Origin of the sequence: Streptomyces sp. NPDC016309, from assembly GCF_043077235.1 — a bacterium.
Taxonomy (GTDB): domain Bacteria; phylum Actinomycetota; class Actinomycetes; order Streptomycetales; family Streptomycetaceae; genus Streptomyces.
The window spans coordinates 347,842-363,108 of the sequence record NZ_JBIBSG010000002.1; the positions used below are offsets into that span (position 1 = coordinate 347,842).

The window sequence follows — 15,267 nt, forward strand, 5'->3', positions numbered from 1 at the left end:
CGCCGGCACCGGAGGCCTCCCCATCGCACCACCCGGCCCCAGGACGGCCACGCCAGGACGACCAGCACGCCGCCCGCCGCCGTGCCGCCGTGGAACGGATGACCGAAGTCCGTGCTTCCACCAACGACATGCGGGTACCAGGGCAGCCATGACCGCTCACGGCCCGGCCGACCGCACCGTGAGACCGGTGTGTGCCGATGGACGGATGTCTCCGGGGCATCCGTTACGCGCCACCCCGCGACGGTCATGGCTGAGGAGTCCCAGTCCCGAGCACGGAGGAACCATGCCCAACCCCAATCCGCTCAAGGCCGCCGCCGAGAAGCTGACCGAGACCCTCCGGGACGGCGGCCCGGCCGAGGGCGTCCCGGGCGCCCCGGCCCCCGAGCCCGCCCAGGTGGACGAACCCACCGAGCCGCGCGACCCCCTCCCGCCCAAGCCGGACCAGGGCGAGCCGGCGCCGTACTCGCCCACCGGCCGGCACACCGGCAACCCGCCGCAGTCCCGCGCGCAGGACGGCCCCTACCTGACCACCGCCCAGGGCACCCGGCTGTACGACTCCGACCACTCGCTCAAGGCGGGCCCGCGCGGGCCGGTCCTCCTCCAGGACCACCACCTGCGCGAGAAGATCATGCACTTCGACCACGAGCGGATCCCGGAGCGCGTCGTCCACGCCCGGGGCGCCGGGGCCCACGGCGTGTTCCAGGCGTACGGCACCGCCGAGGGCGTCACCAAGGCGGCCTTCCTCCGCAAGGGCACCGAGACCCCCGTCTTCGTACGGTTCTCCACCGTCCTCGGCTCACGCGGCTCCGCGGACACCGTCCGCGACACCCGCGGCTTCGCCACGAAGTTCTACACCGAGGAGGGCGTCTTCGACCTCGTCGGCAACAACATCCCGGTCTTCTTCATCCAGGACGCCATCAAGTTCCCCGACGTCATCCACGCGGGCAAGCCGCACCCCGACCGGGAGATCCCGCAGGCCCAGAGCGCCCACGACACCTTCTGGGACTTCGTCTCGCTGCATACCGAGGCCCAGCACCACACCATGTGGAACATGTCCGACCGGGGCATCCCCCGCTCGTACCGCACCATGGAGGGCTTCGGCGTCCACACCTTCCGCCTCGTCAACGCCGAAGGCGCCACCACCCTGGTCAAGTTCCACTGGAAGCCCAAGCTCGGCGTGCACTCCCAGCTCTGGGAGGAGGCCCAGATCACCGGCGGCGTCGACCCGGACTTCCACCGCCGCGACCTCGCCGACGCGATCGAGGCCGGCGCCCACCCGCAGTGGGAGCTCGGCATCCAGACCTTCCCCGACACCCCCGAGCAGACCTTCGAGGGCATCGACCTGCTCGACCCGACGAAGATCGTCCCCGAGGAGCTCGCGCCGGTGCAGCCCATCGGCCTGCTCACCCTCAACCGCAACCCCAGCAACTTCTTCGCCGAGACCGAGCAGGTCGCCTTCCACGTCGGACACCTCGTCCCCGGTATCGACGTCACCGACGACCCGCTGCTCGCCGGCCGCCTCTTCTCGTACCTGGACACCCAGATCACCCGGCTCGCGGGCCCCAACTTCCACCAGATCCCCATCAACCGCCCGCACGCCCCGGTCAACGACATGCTCCGCGACGGCTTCCACCAGCAGGCCGTGCACAGCGGCGTCGCCCCCTACAAGCCCAACTCGCTCGACGGCGGCTGCCCGTTCTTCGCCGGCGCCGACACCGGCGCCTACATCGAGACCCCGGTGGAAGTGCCCGCCGCCCGCAAGGTCCGGGAGGCCCCCGCCAGCTTCGACGACCACTTCAGCCAGCCCCGGCTGTTCTGGCTCAGCATGTCCCCGGTCGAGCGCGAGCACATCATCACCGCTTACACCTTCGAGCTGGCCAAGTGCTACGACAACGCCGTCAAGCAGCGCCAGCTCCAGGCACTCGCCAACATCGACGCCGAGCTGTGCGCCCGTGTCGCCGAAGGCCTCGGCCTTCCCGCGCCCGAACCCACCCGGGCGCCGGCCGACGTCGTACCGAGCCCCGCGCTCTCCCAGATCGGCCAGGAGTGGCCCGCCGACGGCCGCATCATCGGCATCGTCGCCGACGACACCGCCGACCTCGACGGCGTCCGCGCCGTCCGCCAGGCCGTCCTCGACGCGGGCATGGTGCCCCTCGTCGTCGCACCGGCCGGCGGGAAGATCGGGGCGGACGGCCCCGACCCCGTCACCGTGCAGCGCACCTTCGCCACCGCGCGCTCCATCGAGTTCGACGCGCTCGTCCTGGCCGGGGTCCCCGCGCCGGGCGGCGACGCCTACGGCGCGCGGGACGCCAAGGCCGGCGACGCCGGACAGGCGGCCACCGCCCTCGACCCCCGGCTGCTGCTGATGGTCTCCGAGGCCTACCGGCACTCCAAGGCCATCGGCGGCTGGGCCGGCGCCGATACCGTCCTGGAAGCGGCCGGCGTCCCGGCCGGGGCCCCCGGCGTGGTGACCGGGGACAGCGGCGAGGGCGTGCTCGCCCGGCTCACCCCGCTCCTCGCCCGCCACCGCGTCTGGGACCGCTTCCCCGCCGCCGCCTGAGCGGTCAGGTGCGGACCCCCGGCTCCCGGTCCGCGTCGTGCCGCAACGGCGTGATCTGCTCGATGTCGTAGCGGCCGCGCAACGCGGCGATCGCCGCGTGGTCCGGGGGCCCGCCCCGGTCGAGGATGCCGATCAGCTCCTCGAAGTACCGCTCGTGGTCCGGGGGAGGGGACGCCTGGAAGAACATCCTGGCGGGCCGGTCCGTGCGGTTGGCGAAGGCGTGCGGACACCCCGGCGGGACCACGATCACCGTGCCCGGCGTGGCCCGGACGGTGCGCCGGCCGGACGGCGACTCCCAGTGCCGCCAGTCGTCGCCCGTCCGGACCCGGGGCTCGAACGCCAGGACGTCCAGCTCGCCGTCGAGGAGGTAGAACAGCTCCTCGCTCCGGGCGTGCACGTGCGCCCCCACGTCGAACCCCGGGGGCACCACCACCTCGAAACTGGACGCCGCCCGGGAGTGCTCGCCCGTCACCTTGAAGGTGACCTCCTGCGCCGGCGAGCGCAGCGTCCGCCCCTGGCCCCTCGGGACCAGCAGCCCGTCGGGGGCGTCGGCCACCATCGCGGCCGGCGCCCCCTGGTGCGCGGTCACCAGGTCACCGGAAGGGACTCGGGCCCACGGATGAGCGCACCGCGGCGGAACCGCACCTCCTCGACCGGAACGGCGAACCGCAGACCGGGGAACCGGTCCAGGAAGGCGTCCACCAGCAGCTCGGACTCCATCCGCGCCAGCATGGCCCCCACGCAGAAGTGGGGCCCGTACCCGAACGCCACATGCGGATTGGGGGCCCGGTCCAGGTCCAGGGCATCCGGGTGCGGAAAGACGTCCGGGTCGCGGTTGGCCGCCAGGTACGAGACGTACACCGGCTCGCCCGCCCGGATCCGTACCCCCGCCACCGTCACGTCCTCCAGGGCGATCCGGGACAGGCCGACGGCGCTGCGGTGCGGAATGAACCGCAGCAGCTCGTCGATCGCCCGCGGGCGGATGTCCGGCTCGGCGCGCATCCGGGCCATGTGCTCGGGGTGGGTGAGCAGGACGAACAGCATGTTGCCGCAGTTGTTGGTGACCGCCTCACCGCCGATCTGGATCAGCAGCGCCAGCCCCACCGCCTCCGAGGCGGTGATCTCACCGTTCGCCACCGCCGTGCCGAGCAGCCCGATGACGCTCTCCTCGTCGCCGTCGTCACCGTCGCGCGGCTGGCTCAGCAGGTCGGCGAAGTAGGCGCACATGTCCTCCTTGGCACGCTGGCTGCGCTCCACGCCGTGGGCGGAGGACAGGATCAGGTTCGTCCACTCGTGCATCCGTGGCCGGTCGATGGGCGGCACGCCCATCAGCTCGCACACCACGGCCAGCGGGAACGGCCCGAGCAGCCGCTCGGTGAAATCGGCCGGCGGGCCGTCGGCCAGCACCTCGTCGACCAGCTCCGCCAGCAGGAGCCGGGCCCGCTCGCGCAGCCGTTCCACGCCGCGCGTGGTGAAGGCGGGCGCCACCGCCCGGCGCAGCCGCGTGTGGTCGGGCGGATCCTCGAACCCCACCGCCCCGTCGACCGGGATGAAGTGCGGCGCAAGCCGGGTGACGTCGTTCTCGACGACCAGCTTCCGGCTGAACCGCGGGTCGTTGGTGACCGCCCGGACGTCGTCGTAGCGCGTCACCAGCCATGCCCAGCCGTCGCCGTTGGGCAGCTTGATCCGGCTCACCGGTCCCTCGCGCATCAGTTCCGCGAGCACCGGGTCGAACTCCACCCCGAACAGGTCCAGGGCCGGCCAGTGCCGTACCGGGGGCAGGGCGGCCGTGGTCGTCGTCTCATCCAACACGGGACGGTTCCTCCACCAGGACACGGTCGGGCACGTCCGAGAGCACGCGGGTGGGCACCCGCTCGGACACGCGGTCGGAGACGGTCCAGCGGCCGAGCGACATCTCGGCCGTGATGCCGGGGCCGAAGCCCGCGAGCAGGCCGCGCGCCGTGTCGTGCGCGCCGCCCTCGTCGAACAGCCGGCGCAGCGCGTCCAGGACGACGGCGCTCGCGATGTTCCCGTACTCCGTCAGCGTGGCGCGGCTGAAGCGGAACGCCTCGGCCGGCACGCCCAGGAACGTGCTCAGGTCGTCCAGGATCCTCGGACCGCCCGCGTGGATGATGTAGAAGTCCAGGTCGGACGCGTCCCAGCCGTGCCGGCCCGCCAGCTCCTTGAGCGCCGGAGCCAACGGCTCCATGGTGCCGGGCACCCGCTTGTCGAGCTTGAAGTGGAACCCGGTGGACCGCACGTCGTACGCGATCCAGTCCTCCGTCTCCGGAACCAGGTACGAGCCGTTGCGCTCCAGCGTCACGCCGGTGCCGCCCCGGCCGCGCATCACGGCGGCGGCGATGCCGTCGCCGAAGAGCCCGTTGGACAGCAGGTTCCCGACGCCCAGGTCGGTGGGCTGGTAGCACAGCGAGCAGAACTCGCACGCCACGATGAGCGCGTTCGCCTCCGGGTAGGCGGTGCAGAAGTCGTGCGCCCGGTTGATCGCCGCGCCGCCCGCCGCGCAGCCGAGCTGGGCGATGGGCACCTGACGGGTGTCGCCCCGGAAGCCCATGGTGTTGATCAGCCACGCCGTGAGCGACGGCATCATGAAGCCGGTGCACGACACGTAGATGATCACGTCGATGTCGGAGGCCCGGAGCTCCGCGTCCGCCAGCGCCTGTTCGATGACGGCCGGCACGCGGGCCTTGGCCTCCGTCTCGTATATCCGGTTGCGTATCTCGAAGCCGTCGTGCCGGAGGGTTTCCTCGATCGGCCGCAGCAGGTGCCGTTTCTGGACACCGGTGTTCTCCATCAGCCGCAGGGCGAGCGGGAGCTGGGGGTGGTCCGCGTGAATGGTCCGCGCCAGATCGAGCGTCTGCTGCATGGTGATCACGTGCTCGGGGACGGAGACCGCGGGTCTGCACAACGTGGCCATGACGTAAGCCCTTTCGTCGCGTTTGCACTCAAAGGATCCGGGACGGGCGATCGTCGCGCGCGCCGAAACTCGTGCCACCCCGTTACGTCGAACCGGTGACCGGCACCCCCTGCGGCCGCCCTCCGGTACCCCCCGCATCCGCCCTCCGTGCACCGGGCACCCCCGCCCACGCCTCACCACGCACGCGCGCCGCACCGGCCCGGCCCCGGCGCCCGGCCGGAGCACACCACGCGGCAACGGGCCAGCCGCGCGCGCCGACCACGGCGGGAGCCCTGGCCCGCACCGGGCCCTTCCGTTCCCCCGTACGGGGGAGCACCGGGTGCCCCGGGGGACGGGCGCGACGGAGCATGGGCGCATGCCCCTCCACCTCCGCATCGTCCACGGCCGCCCGACCGCCACCGAACTCGCGGCCCTCACCGCCGTACTGACCGCCCTGGCCTGCCGGACCGGGCCGGCCGGGCCGTCGCGGGGCGGCGGGGCGCCCACCGGCCGTGCGCAGTGGGACCGGGGCTGGCGGGCCCATCCGGCACCCAACTCCTGGTGCGCCCGGCTCCACCTCCCGGCCCGCCACCCGCACCATTGAGGGGTGAAGGCGAACCGTGACGTACGACTGCTCCTGACGACCGACACCCACCTGCCGACACGGGCCAGGGAACTGCCCGCCGAACTGCTGGCCGGCATCGAGGCCGCCGACGTGGTGGTGCACGCCGGCGACTGGGTGGACACCGCCACGCTCGACCTGCTGGAGGCGCGCGCCCGGCGGCTGCTGGCCGTCCACGGCAACAACGACGGCCCGGAACTGCGCGCCCGGCTTCCCGAGGTCGCCCGCGCCGAGCTGGACGGCCTCCGGTTCGGCGTCGTCCACGAGACGGGCCCCGCGCAAGGCCGCGAACGCCGGTGCGAGGAGCGGTTCCCCGACCTGGACGTCCTGGTCTTCGGCCACAGCCACATCCCCTGGGACAGCACGGCGCCCGGCGGGCTGCGGCTGCTCAACCCCGGCTCGCCCACCGACCGCCGCCGCCAGCCGCACTGCACGTACATGACCGCCGTCGTCACCGGCGGCCGGCTCGCCGAGGTCCGCCTCCACCGGCTGCCTCCCCGCCACCCGGTGCGTCCCGGCACCCCGTAGAGCGGATACGGTGCTGCCGTGGTGATCGACAGGGAGGACACGGCCGGGACGGCGCTGCTGCTGGCGGCCGCCCCCGTCGGCAAGGGACGACTGATCGACGCGGCGGGCGTGCTCCCCGCGCTGGCCGCCGTACCGCCGGGCGCGCTGACCGGCACGGCGGCCGCGACACTGGTCGAGCTGGCGGACCCGCTGGACCCGCAGACCGTGCTCACCCGGCTCCGGGCCGCCGTCGCCGCGTCCGGCCCGCTGTCCGTCTACATCGCCGGGCAGCTCCACCTCGACCACCGGCAGCGCCTGCCGCACCTCGCCCTGGCCCGTACCTCGCCCTCCACCCTGCGCTACACGGCCCTGCCCTGGCACTGGATCGCCGGCGAGCTGAAACTCCGCCGCCCGGGCACGACGACGGTCGTCGTCGACCTGGTCGCCGACGAGCAGACCTGGCAGCAACTCGCCACCGACCCGGGGCTCCTCGCGCTCTGCCACGGGGTGCGGGTCTACGGCAGGGTGGGTCCGCCCCCCGGGCGCCGCGCGCTCGCGAGCCCCGACTACCTCAAGGCCTATGCCGCCGTCTGGCGCAGTGGGGCGCGTCCGCCGCTCGCCGCGCTGCACGAGCAGGTCGTCGCACAGTCCGCCCCGGACCGCGCCCTGGTGTTCGCCGCCGACTTCCCGCCGGCACAGGCCCCCGCCCCGGCCGCGCCCTCCTCCGCCGTCCCGCCCGTTCACGTGCCGGCCGTTCCCGCCCCGCCCGCGCCCGGGACCACCGCCGCGACCGCGGCCGTACCCTCCGCGCGGCAGGAGCCGGGGCGGACCGCCGGGGACACCACCGCACCGCCCCCCACCGGGGACACCACCGCACCGCCCCCCACCGGGGCCGACCCCCTGCCGTCCATCCTGGCCGCCGCGGAATCCGGCCGTCACGAGGAGGCGGCGGCCGCCGCGGCGGCCTGGGAGCAGCACGCCCACCGGACGCACGGCTCCGGCTCGGCGCAGGCGCTGCACTGGCTGGAGGTCCGCGCCGACCTCGCCCGGCTGGCCCGGGACCCGGCCGCCAGTTGCCGGCTCTGGATGGCGGCCGCCGAGGCGAGGCTGGCGCGCGGGCAGACGCTGGACGCGCCCGACGTCGAGGGTGCCGTGGACCGGGCCCACCACCAGTGGGAACGGCTGAGCGACCCGGAGGCCGCCCGCGCCCTCGCCCCCGCCCTGATCGCGCTGCGCCGCCGGGTGCCCGGCCGTCAGCGCGCAGCGCTCCAGGTGCTGCAACGCCGCCTCGAACGCTGGCATGACACCGGTGAAGGTGTCATGCGCTGACACATTGGCCGAAAGGCGCTGCACCCGCACTCCGCTTATGGCCATTCCTCATACCGGCACACCGACTCTCCCTAGCATGTGCCTCTCATACGACCGACCCCACGGCACCCGAGCGGATGAGGACTGGATGGCACGCGAGTTGTGGAGCCCAGCGGAAATCGACACGACCGTGCCCAGCGTGGCGCGCATGTACGACTTCTTCCTGGGCGGCAGCGACAACTACGAGTCCGACCGCGAGGCCTGCGAGCTGTTGCTCAAGCAGGTCCCCAGCACCAAGGCGCTCGCGGTGAACAACCGGCACTTCCTGCGCCGTGTCGTGCGCGTCCTCGCGACGGAGTACGGAATCCGCCAATTCATCGACCACGGATCCGGTCTGCCCACCCAGGACAACGTCCACCAGGTCGCCCAGTCCGTCGACCCCGACTCCCGCGTCGTGTACGTCGACAACGACCCCATCGTGCTCGCCCACGGCCGCGCCCTGCTGGACGAGAACGACCGCACCGCGGTCATCCAGGCGGACATGCGCGACACGGACGGCATCTTCGGGCACGAGGAAACGCGGCGGCTGATCGACTTCAGCCGGCCCGTCGCCGCCCTGTTCGTGTCGGTCCTGCACTGCATTCCCGACGAGGACGATCCGGGCGCGCTGGTCCGGCGGGTCGCCGAGCGTCTCGTACCGGGAAGCTTCCTCGTCGTGTGCCAACTGGTCAGCGACCGGCCGGAGATCCGGGCCTTCGTGACCGACTTCATGGCCGAGGCCACCGACGGCCACTGGGGCCGGGTACGCGAGGAGCACGAGGTGTCCGGGTTCCTCGACGGCCTGGAGCTCCTCGAACCGGGCCTGGTGGAGGTGTCCACCTGGCGCCCGGACAACGACCTCGCCCCCACCCAGCAGACCGACGAGTGGGTGGAGTGGGGCGGCGTCGCCCGGATCGTCTAGCGGTGGACGACGCCGGTGCCGTCAGGAGTAGCGCCGGATCCGCTCCTCCAGCAGCAGGAGCGACTCCTTGGGAGTGAGCGCGCAGGCCCCCAGCCGGTCGAGCATGTCGCGGTACTGCTCGACCGTCTGGGGCTTCTGGCTGAAGGTGCTGTCCGTCAAGTGCTCGATGTAGACGGCGTCCTTGAGGTCCCCGAGCGCGAACCGGAGGTACGTCACCCCGGTGCCCACCCCCACGGACGCGGTGACGTCCAGCGGCGCGACCTGCACGGTGACGTGGGCGCGCCGCATCATGTCGGCGAGGTGCTCCAGTTGTTCCCGCATCACCCGGGGGCCGCCGACCGTGCGCATCAGGACCGACTCGTCGATCACCGCCCAGAGCCGCGGCGCGTCCGGCTGATCCAGCTGCCGCTGCCGTTCCTGCCGCAGGTCCACCCGGCGGCGCACGTCGTGGGGCAGCAGGCGGGCGGGCCCCGACTCGATCACGGCCCGCGCGTAGGCGGCCGTCTGGAGCAGGCCCGGCACGTAGAACGGCTCGTACGTGCGGATGATCGCGGCCGCCCCCTCCAGGGCGACCAGCGGGGTGAAGAAGTCCGACAGCACATCGCTGAACGACCGCCACCAGTCCGGTCGGCGGGACTGGTTGACCAGCCGGTGGAACTCCGCGACCAGTTCCTCGTCCTCCACGCCGTACAGACGCAACAGGGCTTCGGCGTCGGCCGGTTTGCACCCGTGCCGGCCCAGCTCGATCCTGCTGGTCTTCGATCGTGAGAAGCCGAGGCGGACGTCGACGTCCGCGGGGTCGAGCCCGGCGTTCACGCGCAGTTCGCGCAGCTTGCCGCCCAGGATGAGCTTCAGGGCGGTCGGGTTGTTCTCGACCGCCCCCAAGGGCCGGACGAACAACGACGTGCTCCGTTCGGTTGCAGCCATCGGGGCGCTCCTGCTCTGTGAGGACACGACAGTATCCGGCACGGGGCGGGGCGGGCCAGAGAGCGTGACGCCCTCCTGGCCGGTTCAGTCCAGTACGGAGTCGAAGTCGCCGTCCCGCGCGCCCTCGACGAAGGCCGCGATCTCGTCACGGGTGTAGATCAGCGCGGGGCCGTGCGGGTCGCGGGAGTTGCGGACGGCGACCCGGCCGCCGGGGAGGGCCGCCAGCTCGACGCAGTTTCCCGTGGCGTTGCTACGACCGCTCTTGGTCCATGTGACCGGACCCAGGGCTCCGGCCCGTATACCGTTGAAGAACTCCACACCCACCAACCCCTGTCGTTATCGTTCAGGTGTTCACGCTGTCCCAGAATGCAATCCCAGATGCAATTGCATTCTGGGTACCAGGCCGACGATACTCGTTGCAGATCGACTGCCGCACCGTCGAACACCGAAGCCAGCAGGGGGACATGCCCAGTGACGGCTCATATGTCGGCCTTGACCCGTACGGATGCCACGTTGCCCCGCGACGAGAGCCTGGGCGCCTTCGCCGCGTGCGGCCTCGGTGGGTGTCCCCGCAGTCCGGGGCAGGCGCGGCGCTTCGTGAAGGCCACGCTGACCTCGTGGGCGCTGCCGTCGCTCGTACCGGACATGACGCTCGTCGTCAGTGAACTGGTGACGAACGCGGTCCAGCACGGCCTGGCCCCGGCGTCCCCGCCGCCCGGCCCCCCGCCCTCCGCCCCACCCCCGCCGCCGTCCGAGAACCCGGTCTGGCTGGGCCTCTTCCGCTACCCCGGCGCCGTCGTGTGCGCCGTCTCCGACCCGAGCCCGGAGCCCCCGCGGCCGCGCACCGCCCCCGAGGGCGCGGGGAACGGCCGGGGCCTCGCCCTCGTGGGCGCCCTCAGCGAGTCCTGGTCCTGGGACGCGGCCCCCTTGTGGGGCAAGACCGTCTGGGCCACCCTCCCCCTGCCCCGCGACGGGGCCTGACCCCCCTCGGCACACCGGCCCGCCCCGCGTGTGCCGCGGGGCGGGCCGGTCGCCGGTGCCTCGGTACGCCGTACGTCAGTCCTGGACGGCGGCCGAGAGGTTCTCGGAGATGACGTCCTCGAGGATGTGCGACAGGGCGCTGTCGCCCTTGACCGCGGTGGAGTTCTCCGCGCACTGCTGGTTCTGCGTGTCCTGGAGGAGGTCCTGGACACCGATGTTGATCAGCAGGATGTTCTGGACGTCGCCCTCGACCGGCAGGCCGACGCACAGCTTGTTCAGCGAGCCCTGCACCAGCCCGACCTGCGGGCTCATCCGGCCCCCGGTCACGGTGTTGCCGTACGACTGGGTGGCGAAGTTGCCGTTCTGCGTATCGATCCCGCGATCACCCACGGCAGCGGCCATCGGCGCGGACACACCGAGAACGGCGGCGGCGACACCGGCCGTGGCCAGAGCCTTCTTGATCATGTTCGTCCTTCGTCGTTCGGGATACCCGGATCCCCGGGTCCCTTTGCGTAACAGGCCGCTCCCGGCCGCGTAACGGTCGCGCGACCGGGGAAGCACGAGTTCACCCCTTTGCCGCACCGCGCAGTCCCGGCGCCGGGACTCCGGACGTGCCGTCCTCCCGGGGGCCGACCGGGCCGACCGGGTCGATCGGGTCGAGCCGGCATGGGCCCGGCCATCGGGGGTCACACATGGGGCATGAGTGATTCGCTTGCGGACGAACAGGTCGTCGAACGACTCGTACCGGTATGGCTGGAGGAGGCGGCCCGGCACGACGCCCGGGCCGCCGAGGACGCCCGGGAGGGATGGCGGCGGGGCGACCTGTCCGCCGAGTCCGCCCGGGAACTGGCCGACTGGGTGACGGCGCGCGTGACCGCCACCGGATTCAACGAGGACGAGGGGCCCGCCCCCGACGGGCCCGCCCCCATCAGCGTGGCCGACAAGGCGGCCGTTCACCGCTGGCTCGCGGCACGGGGGTACGACGTGTGACCCGGGGCGTCAGCCGAAGAGGGGGAAGCGCTCCGCGTCCGCGCCGAGGGCCGCGCGTTCGGCGGGTGTGAGCGGCGCCCGCCCGGTGGCGGCGCGGGCGTAGTGCGCATCGTCCCACCGCACCGGGACGGGGTGGCCCAGCAGTCCGTCCAGCGTGCGGCGGACCTCGGCGAGGCCCTCGGGGGAGGGGCCGGGCGAACCGGCGCCCGACGCCCCGAGGTCCAGGTGGTGGACCGTCGCCTCCACCGCGAGCGTACGCAGCAGGTCGCCCGCGCGCAGGACGTGCCCCTGGGTGCGGACGGCCTGCCCGGGGTCGGTGCGGTCCGCGGCGTGCAGCGCGGCCGCCGCCGTCTCCAGGTACAGCTCCCGCAGTTGCCCGAACCGCAGGAACATCCCGGCGACGGTACGGGCGAACCGGCGGCCGTGGGCGGCCCGCTCCTTGCCCTCGGCGTCCTGCTGCCGCCAGTCGGCCCAGTAGGTGACGGCGTCACGGTCGGGCGCGGCGTCCGTGGGGGTGTGCAGCGCGTTGAGGGCGCGTTGCGCGTCGGCCAGGCAGTGGAACACCAGATCGCGCACGGCCCAGCCGGTGCATCCGGTCGGCGCCCACGAGCGCTCGTCGTCGGTCTCGCGGACGGCGGCCATGAACGCCCCGTACGCCGCGCGCAGCACCGCCGTCGGATCGCTGGAGCTCTCGGTGTCGGTCATGACCTCCAGTGTGCGCGGGCGGGTGCCGTGCCGGCTCGGGCGCCGTGCCGTGGCGGGGGCACGACACCCGGGCGCTGCTTGGTGTGTACCTGACGCTAGAGTGCGGTGCTCGATCCATCGGCGTACGGAGTAGGGGGACGGCGCATGAGTGCGCAACTGCGGGAGGCGGCGGCCGAGTTGGCGGCCGTACTGTGGCGGGAGCACACCGTCTACCGTGAGCGGACCGGGGGAGTGGTCATCCGGGGCGAGCACGTCAGGCGCTGGATCAGCCTTGCCCCGGCCGGGGGCAGGGGCGAGATACTCCTCCGCGCCGGCCGCATCCTCGACGGCGGTACGACGGCCCCGGCCCGCTCGGAAGCGGTCGTACCGCTCACCGCGGGCACGGCCGAACTCGCCGCCGCGTGCCGCCGCCTGCTCGCCGAGACGGCCGCCGAGCCCGCCGAGACCGCCGGCGGTCGTGCGCGCGGTGCACGCGGGACGCGCGGTACGGCGGGCGCCGGCGACGGTGTACGACGGAGGTCGGCGGCCCGCCCCCGGCGCCCGAAGAGGACGCGCCGGCTGGGGCGCGGGGGACGGCACACGGGCTTCGGCTCCTGGCTCGTCCTGCTGTGCCTCGGCGGCGTCATCGCGTACCACTTCTGGAGCATCGGGGCGACGCCCTGAGGTGACCCGCGCCCTCCGCGCTGCCCCGCACCGCCTTTCGTGGTCCACTTGAGGCAGTCAGGAGCGGAACCGATGGGGACGAAACGCACGTCGGCGGAACGCGAGCCCGCGAAGCACCAGCCCGCGAAGCACCAGTCCACGGCACGCGGGCCGGCCGCACGTGGGCCGGCACCGGTCCGGGCGGCCGTCGCCGCGGCGGTGTCCGCCGCCATGACGGCCGGTCTCTTCGCCTGCACGGGGACCGGCCCGGAACCCCGCCCGCAGCCACCACCGCGCACGGCCACCCCGCCCGCACCCGCCCGGCCCGGCGTCTCGCCCTTCACGGGCCTGCCGGCCGAGCCCGCACCGGTGCTCGCCGTGAAGGTCGACAACGTCCGCCCGGCGCGACCCCAGACCGGCCTGGACGCGGCCGACATCGTCTACGTCGAGCAGGTCGAGGCGGGGCAGAGCCGCCTCCTCGCCGTCTACTCGTCACGCCTGCCGCGCACGGTCGGCCCGGTGCGCAGCGCCCGCGAGTCGGACCTGGAACTGCTGCGGCAGTTCGGCCGCCCCGCCCTCGCCTACTCCGGCGAGCAGTCGGCGCTCCGCCCGCTCGTCGACGCCGCCCCGCTGTTTCCCCTCACGCCCGGCCAGGCACCCCGGGCCTACTTCCGGGGCGGGGACCGGGCCGCCCCCTACAACCTGTACGTACGGCCCGAACGCGCCCTGGCCGCCGCCCGGAAGGCCGGCGCGGCGAAGGACATCGGCTTCCGGTTCGGCGCCGCGCCTCCGGGCGGCACACCCGTGAACCGGTACACCGTCCGCTATCCGGCGGCCCGGTACGCCTTCACCTGGTCCGCCGGCGCCGGCCGGTGGCTCGTCTCCTTCGACGGGGAACCCGCCCGCACCACCGACGGCGGGCAGGCGGCGCCCAGGACGGTCGTCGTGCAGAACGTCGACGTCAGCCCCTCCCGGTTCCGTGACCGGGGCGGCCACGTCACCCCGTACACCAGGACCGTCGGCTCCGGCACCGCGCTCGTCCTGCGCGACGGCAGGAGCCACCGGGCACGGTGGAGCCGCCCCTCGGCGGACGGCGGCACCACCTTCACCACCCCCGCCGGGCGGCCTCTCGCCTTCGCCCCCGGCCAGGTCTGGGTCGTCCTCACGGGCGGGTGACGGCCACCCACGTGCCATCCCACGCGCCGCCCCGGCGGCGCCGGGCCGCTCAGCCGTTCAGCCGCGCGAGCTGCGACGGCGACAGCGTCAGCCCGGCAGCCAGGGCACAGTCCCGTACGTTCCCGGCCCGGCGCGCACCGGGGATCGGCACCACGCGCGGGGACAGGGCGAGCATCCACGCCAGGCACACCCGCTGCGGACTCACGCCCAGCTCGCCGGCCACCTCGTGGAACGCCCGGTGCCGCGAGCCCAGCGCCGCCGCCTCGCCCATGCCGCCCAGCGGGCTCCACGGCAGGAACGCCAGCCCCAGCCGCTCGCACAGCTCCAGCTCGGGCAGGCTGTCGCGGAAGGAGGGCGAGAACCGGTTCTGCACGGCGACCAGCCGCTCGCCCAGGATCCCGTGGGCCAGCCGGATCTGCTCCGGGTCGGCGTTCGAGACGCCCACCGCCCGCACCTTCCCCGCGTCGCACAGCTCCTTGAGCGCGCCGACCGACTCCTCGTACGGGACCGCCGGGTCCGGGCGGTGGTACTGGTACAGCCCGATCGCCTCCACGCCCAGCCGCCGCAGCGACGCCTCGGCGGCCCGGCGCAGGTGCGCCGGCGAACCGTCCAGCGCCCACGAGCCGTCCGGCGGGCGGGTGTGCCCGCCCTTGGTGGCGACCAGGACGTGCGAGGTGTCGCCCCCGTACGCGGCCAGCGCCCCGGCGATCAGCGTCTCGTTGTGCCCGGGGTCGCTCGCGTCGAGGTGGTAGGCGTCGGCCGTGTCGATCAGAGTGATGCCGGCGTCCAGCGCCGCGTGCAGGGTGGCGACGGCCTGCCGCTCGTCCGGGCGCCCGGGGACGGACAGCGGCATGGCGCCCAGGCCGATCGCGCTCACCTCCACGCGTCCGACACGGCGGGCGGGCAGGGTGGTGGGAAGGGGAGTCTCAGTCACCGCTCCAGCCTGCGTGCGGAGGTACGGCACTGTCCAACAC

At 73.7% G+C, this 15,267-nt stretch carries 17 protein-coding genes; 9 read left to right on the plus strand and 8 right to left on the minus strand.

Features of this window, described 5'->3' with window-relative positions; translation table 11 throughout:
- The first annotated feature begins 283 nt into the window (after positions 1–283).
- A complete protein-coding gene (locus ACF068_RS06120; protein WP_392272955.1) occupies positions 284–2,560 on the plus strand; it encodes a catalase in 2,277 nt (758 codons plus the stop codon).
- Between the two features lie 4 nt (positions 2,561–2,564).
- Here the strand turns inward: ACF068_RS06120 and ACF068_RS06125 are convergent, their stop codons facing one another.
- Genes ACF068_RS06125 through ACF068_RS06135 form a run of 3 tightly spaced genes read right to left on the minus strand, consistent with a single transcriptional unit; the run spans position 2,565 to position 5,495 of the window.
- Positions 2,565–3,119 (minus strand): cupin domain-containing protein, encoded by a 555-nt coding sequence (locus ACF068_RS06125; RefSeq protein WP_392273274.1) that lies wholly within the window; start codon positions 3,117–3,119, stop codon positions 2,565–2,567.
- 26 nt (positions 3,120–3,145) lie between these two features.
- Positions 3,146–4,369: a cytochrome P450 gene (locus ACF068_RS06130; RefSeq protein WP_392273275.1), complete on the minus strand. Its 1,224-nt coding sequence runs from the start codon at positions 4,367–4,369 to the stop codon at positions 3,146–3,148.
- Positions 4,362–5,495: a type III polyketide synthase gene (locus ACF068_RS06135; protein WP_392272956.1), complete on the minus strand. Its 1,134-nt coding sequence runs from the start codon at positions 5,493–5,495 to the stop codon at positions 4,362–4,364. The genes ACF068_RS06130 and ACF068_RS06135 overlap by 8 nt, the downstream gene beginning before the upstream one ends.
- A 355-nt stretch (positions 5,496–5,850) precedes the next feature.
- Here ACF068_RS06135 and ACF068_RS06140 point away from each other — a divergent pair, with 355 nt between their 5' ends.
- The 4 genes from ACF068_RS06140 to ACF068_RS06155 all read left to right on the plus strand — a co-directional run bounded on the left by ACF068_RS06140 (position 5,851) and on the right by ACF068_RS06155 (position 8,872).
- A complete protein-coding gene (locus ACF068_RS06140) occupies positions 5,851–6,078 on the plus strand; it encodes an acyl-CoA carboxylase subunit epsilon (protein WP_392272957.1) in 228 nt (75 codons plus the stop codon).
- Between the two features lie 3 nt (positions 6,079–6,081).
- On the plus strand, positions 6,082–6,624 hold the full coding sequence (locus ACF068_RS06145) for a metallophosphoesterase family protein (RefSeq protein WP_392272958.1): 543 nt from the start codon (positions 6,082–6,084) through the stop codon (positions 6,622–6,624).
- 18 nt (positions 6,625–6,642) lie between these two features.
- Positions 6,643–7,932 (plus strand): hypothetical protein, encoded by a 1,290-nt coding sequence (locus tag ACF068_RS06150; RefSeq protein WP_392272959.1) that lies wholly within the window; start codon positions 6,643–6,645, stop codon positions 7,930–7,932.
- A gap of 127 nt (positions 7,933–8,059) precedes the next feature.
- A complete protein-coding gene (locus ACF068_RS06155) occupies positions 8,060–8,872 on the plus strand; it encodes an SAM-dependent methyltransferase (RefSeq protein ID WP_392272960.1) in 813 nt (270 codons plus the stop codon).
- A 21-nt stretch (positions 8,873–8,893) separates the two neighbouring features.
- Here the strand turns inward: ACF068_RS06155 and ACF068_RS06160 are convergent, their stop codons facing one another.
- Positions 8,894–9,799: a helix-turn-helix domain-containing protein gene (locus tag ACF068_RS06160; RefSeq protein ID WP_392272961.1), complete on the minus strand. Its 906-nt coding sequence runs from the start codon at positions 9,797–9,799 to the stop codon at positions 8,894–8,896.
- A gap of 84 nt (positions 9,800–9,883) precedes the next feature.
- Positions 9,884–10,117: a DUF397 domain-containing protein gene (locus ACF068_RS06165; RefSeq protein WP_392272962.1), complete on the minus strand. Its 234-nt coding sequence runs from the start codon at positions 10,115–10,117 to the stop codon at positions 9,884–9,886.
- 165 nt (positions 10,118–10,282) lie between these two features.
- Here ACF068_RS06165 and ACF068_RS06170 point away from each other — a divergent pair, with 165 nt between their 5' ends.
- The gene (locus ACF068_RS06170) at positions 10,283–10,780 is read left to right on the plus strand and encodes an ATP-binding protein (protein ID WP_392272963.1); all 498 of its coding nucleotides are present in this window, start codon (positions 10,283–10,285) and stop codon (positions 10,778–10,780) included.
- Between the two features lie 75 nt (positions 10,781–10,855).
- On the opposite strand, the gene ACF068_RS06175 is transcribed toward ACF068_RS06170, so the two are convergent.
- A complete protein-coding gene (locus tag ACF068_RS06175) occupies positions 10,856–11,245 on the minus strand; it encodes a rodlin (protein WP_392272964.1) in 390 nt (129 codons plus the stop codon).
- Positions 11,246–11,479: 234 nt separating this feature from the next.
- Here ACF068_RS06175 and ACF068_RS06180 point away from each other — a divergent pair, with 234 nt between their 5' ends.
- On the plus strand, positions 11,480–11,770 hold the full coding sequence (locus ACF068_RS06180) for a hypothetical protein (RefSeq protein WP_392272965.1): 291 nt from the start codon (positions 11,480–11,482) through the stop codon (positions 11,768–11,770).
- A gap of 9 nt (positions 11,771–11,779) precedes the next feature.
- Here the strand turns inward: ACF068_RS06180 and ACF068_RS06185 are convergent, their stop codons facing one another.
- Positions 11,780–12,475: a maleylpyruvate isomerase N-terminal domain-containing protein gene (locus tag ACF068_RS06185; protein WP_392272966.1), complete on the minus strand. Its 696-nt coding sequence runs from the start codon at positions 12,473–12,475 to the stop codon at positions 11,780–11,782.
- 144 nt (positions 12,476–12,619) lie between these two features.
- Here ACF068_RS06185 and ACF068_RS06190 point away from each other — a divergent pair, with 144 nt between their 5' ends.
- Together ACF068_RS06190 and ACF068_RS06195 are read left to right on the plus strand one after the other, a co-directional pair.
- On the plus strand, positions 12,620–13,138 hold the full coding sequence (locus ACF068_RS06190) for a hypothetical protein (RefSeq protein ID WP_392272967.1): 519 nt from the start codon (positions 12,620–12,622) through the stop codon (positions 13,136–13,138).
- Between the two features lie 210 nt (positions 13,139–13,348).
- Positions 13,349–14,293: a DUF3048 domain-containing protein gene (locus ACF068_RS06195; protein ID WP_392273276.1), complete on the plus strand. Its 945-nt coding sequence runs from the start codon at positions 13,349–13,351 to the stop codon at positions 14,291–14,293.
- Between the two features lie 49 nt (positions 14,294–14,342).
- On the opposite strand, the gene ACF068_RS06200 is transcribed toward ACF068_RS06195, so the two are convergent.
- Entirely contained in the window at positions 14,343–15,200 is an 858-nt protein-coding gene (locus ACF068_RS06200) for an aldo/keto reductase (RefSeq protein WP_392273277.1), read from the minus strand.
- Positions 15,201–15,267: the final 67 nt, after the last annotated feature.

Coding starts and splice junctions, on each gene's coding strand:
- ACF068_RS06120 (WP_392272955.1), top strand. CDS start 284: ATGCCCAACCCCAATCCGCTCAAGGCCGCCGCCGAGAAGCTGACCGAG.
- ACF068_RS06125 (WP_392273274.1), bottom strand. CDS start 3,119: ATGGTGGCCGACGCCCCCGACGGGCTGCTGGTCCCGAGGGGCCAGGGG.
- ACF068_RS06135 (WP_392272956.1), bottom strand. CDS start 5,495: ATGGCCACGTTGTGCAGACCCGCGGTCTCCGTCCCCGAGCACGTGATC.
- ACF068_RS06140 (WP_392272957.1), top strand. CDS start 5,851: ATGCCCCTCCACCTCCGCATCGTCCACGGCCGCCCGACCGCCACCGAA.
- ACF068_RS06155 (WP_392272960.1), top strand. CDS start 8,060: ATGGCACGCGAGTTGTGGAGCCCAGCGGAAATCGACACGACCGTGCCC.
- ACF068_RS06160 (WP_392272961.1), bottom strand. CDS start 9,799: ATGGCTGCAACCGAACGGAGCACGTCGTTGTTCGTCCGGCCCTTGGGG.
- ACF068_RS06170 (WP_392272963.1), top strand. CDS start 10,283: ATGTCGGCCTTGACCCGTACGGATGCCACGTTGCCCCGCGACGAGAGC.
- ACF068_RS06175 (WP_392272964.1), bottom strand. CDS start 11,245: ATGATCAAGAAGGCTCTGGCCACGGCCGGTGTCGCCGCCGCCGTTCTC.
- ACF068_RS06180 (WP_392272965.1), top strand. CDS start 11,480: ATGAGTGATTCGCTTGCGGACGAACAGGTCGTCGAACGACTCGTACCG.
- ACF068_RS06185 (WP_392272966.1), bottom strand. CDS start 12,475: ATGACCGACACCGAGAGCTCCAGCGATCCGACGGCGGTGCTGCGCGCG.
- ACF068_RS06190 (WP_392272967.1), top strand. CDS start 12,620: ATGAGTGCGCAACTGCGGGAGGCGGCGGCCGAGTTGGCGGCCGTACTG.
- ACF068_RS06195 (WP_392273276.1), top strand. CDS start 13,349: ATGACGGCCGGTCTCTTCGCCTGCACGGGGACCGGCCCGGAACCCCGC.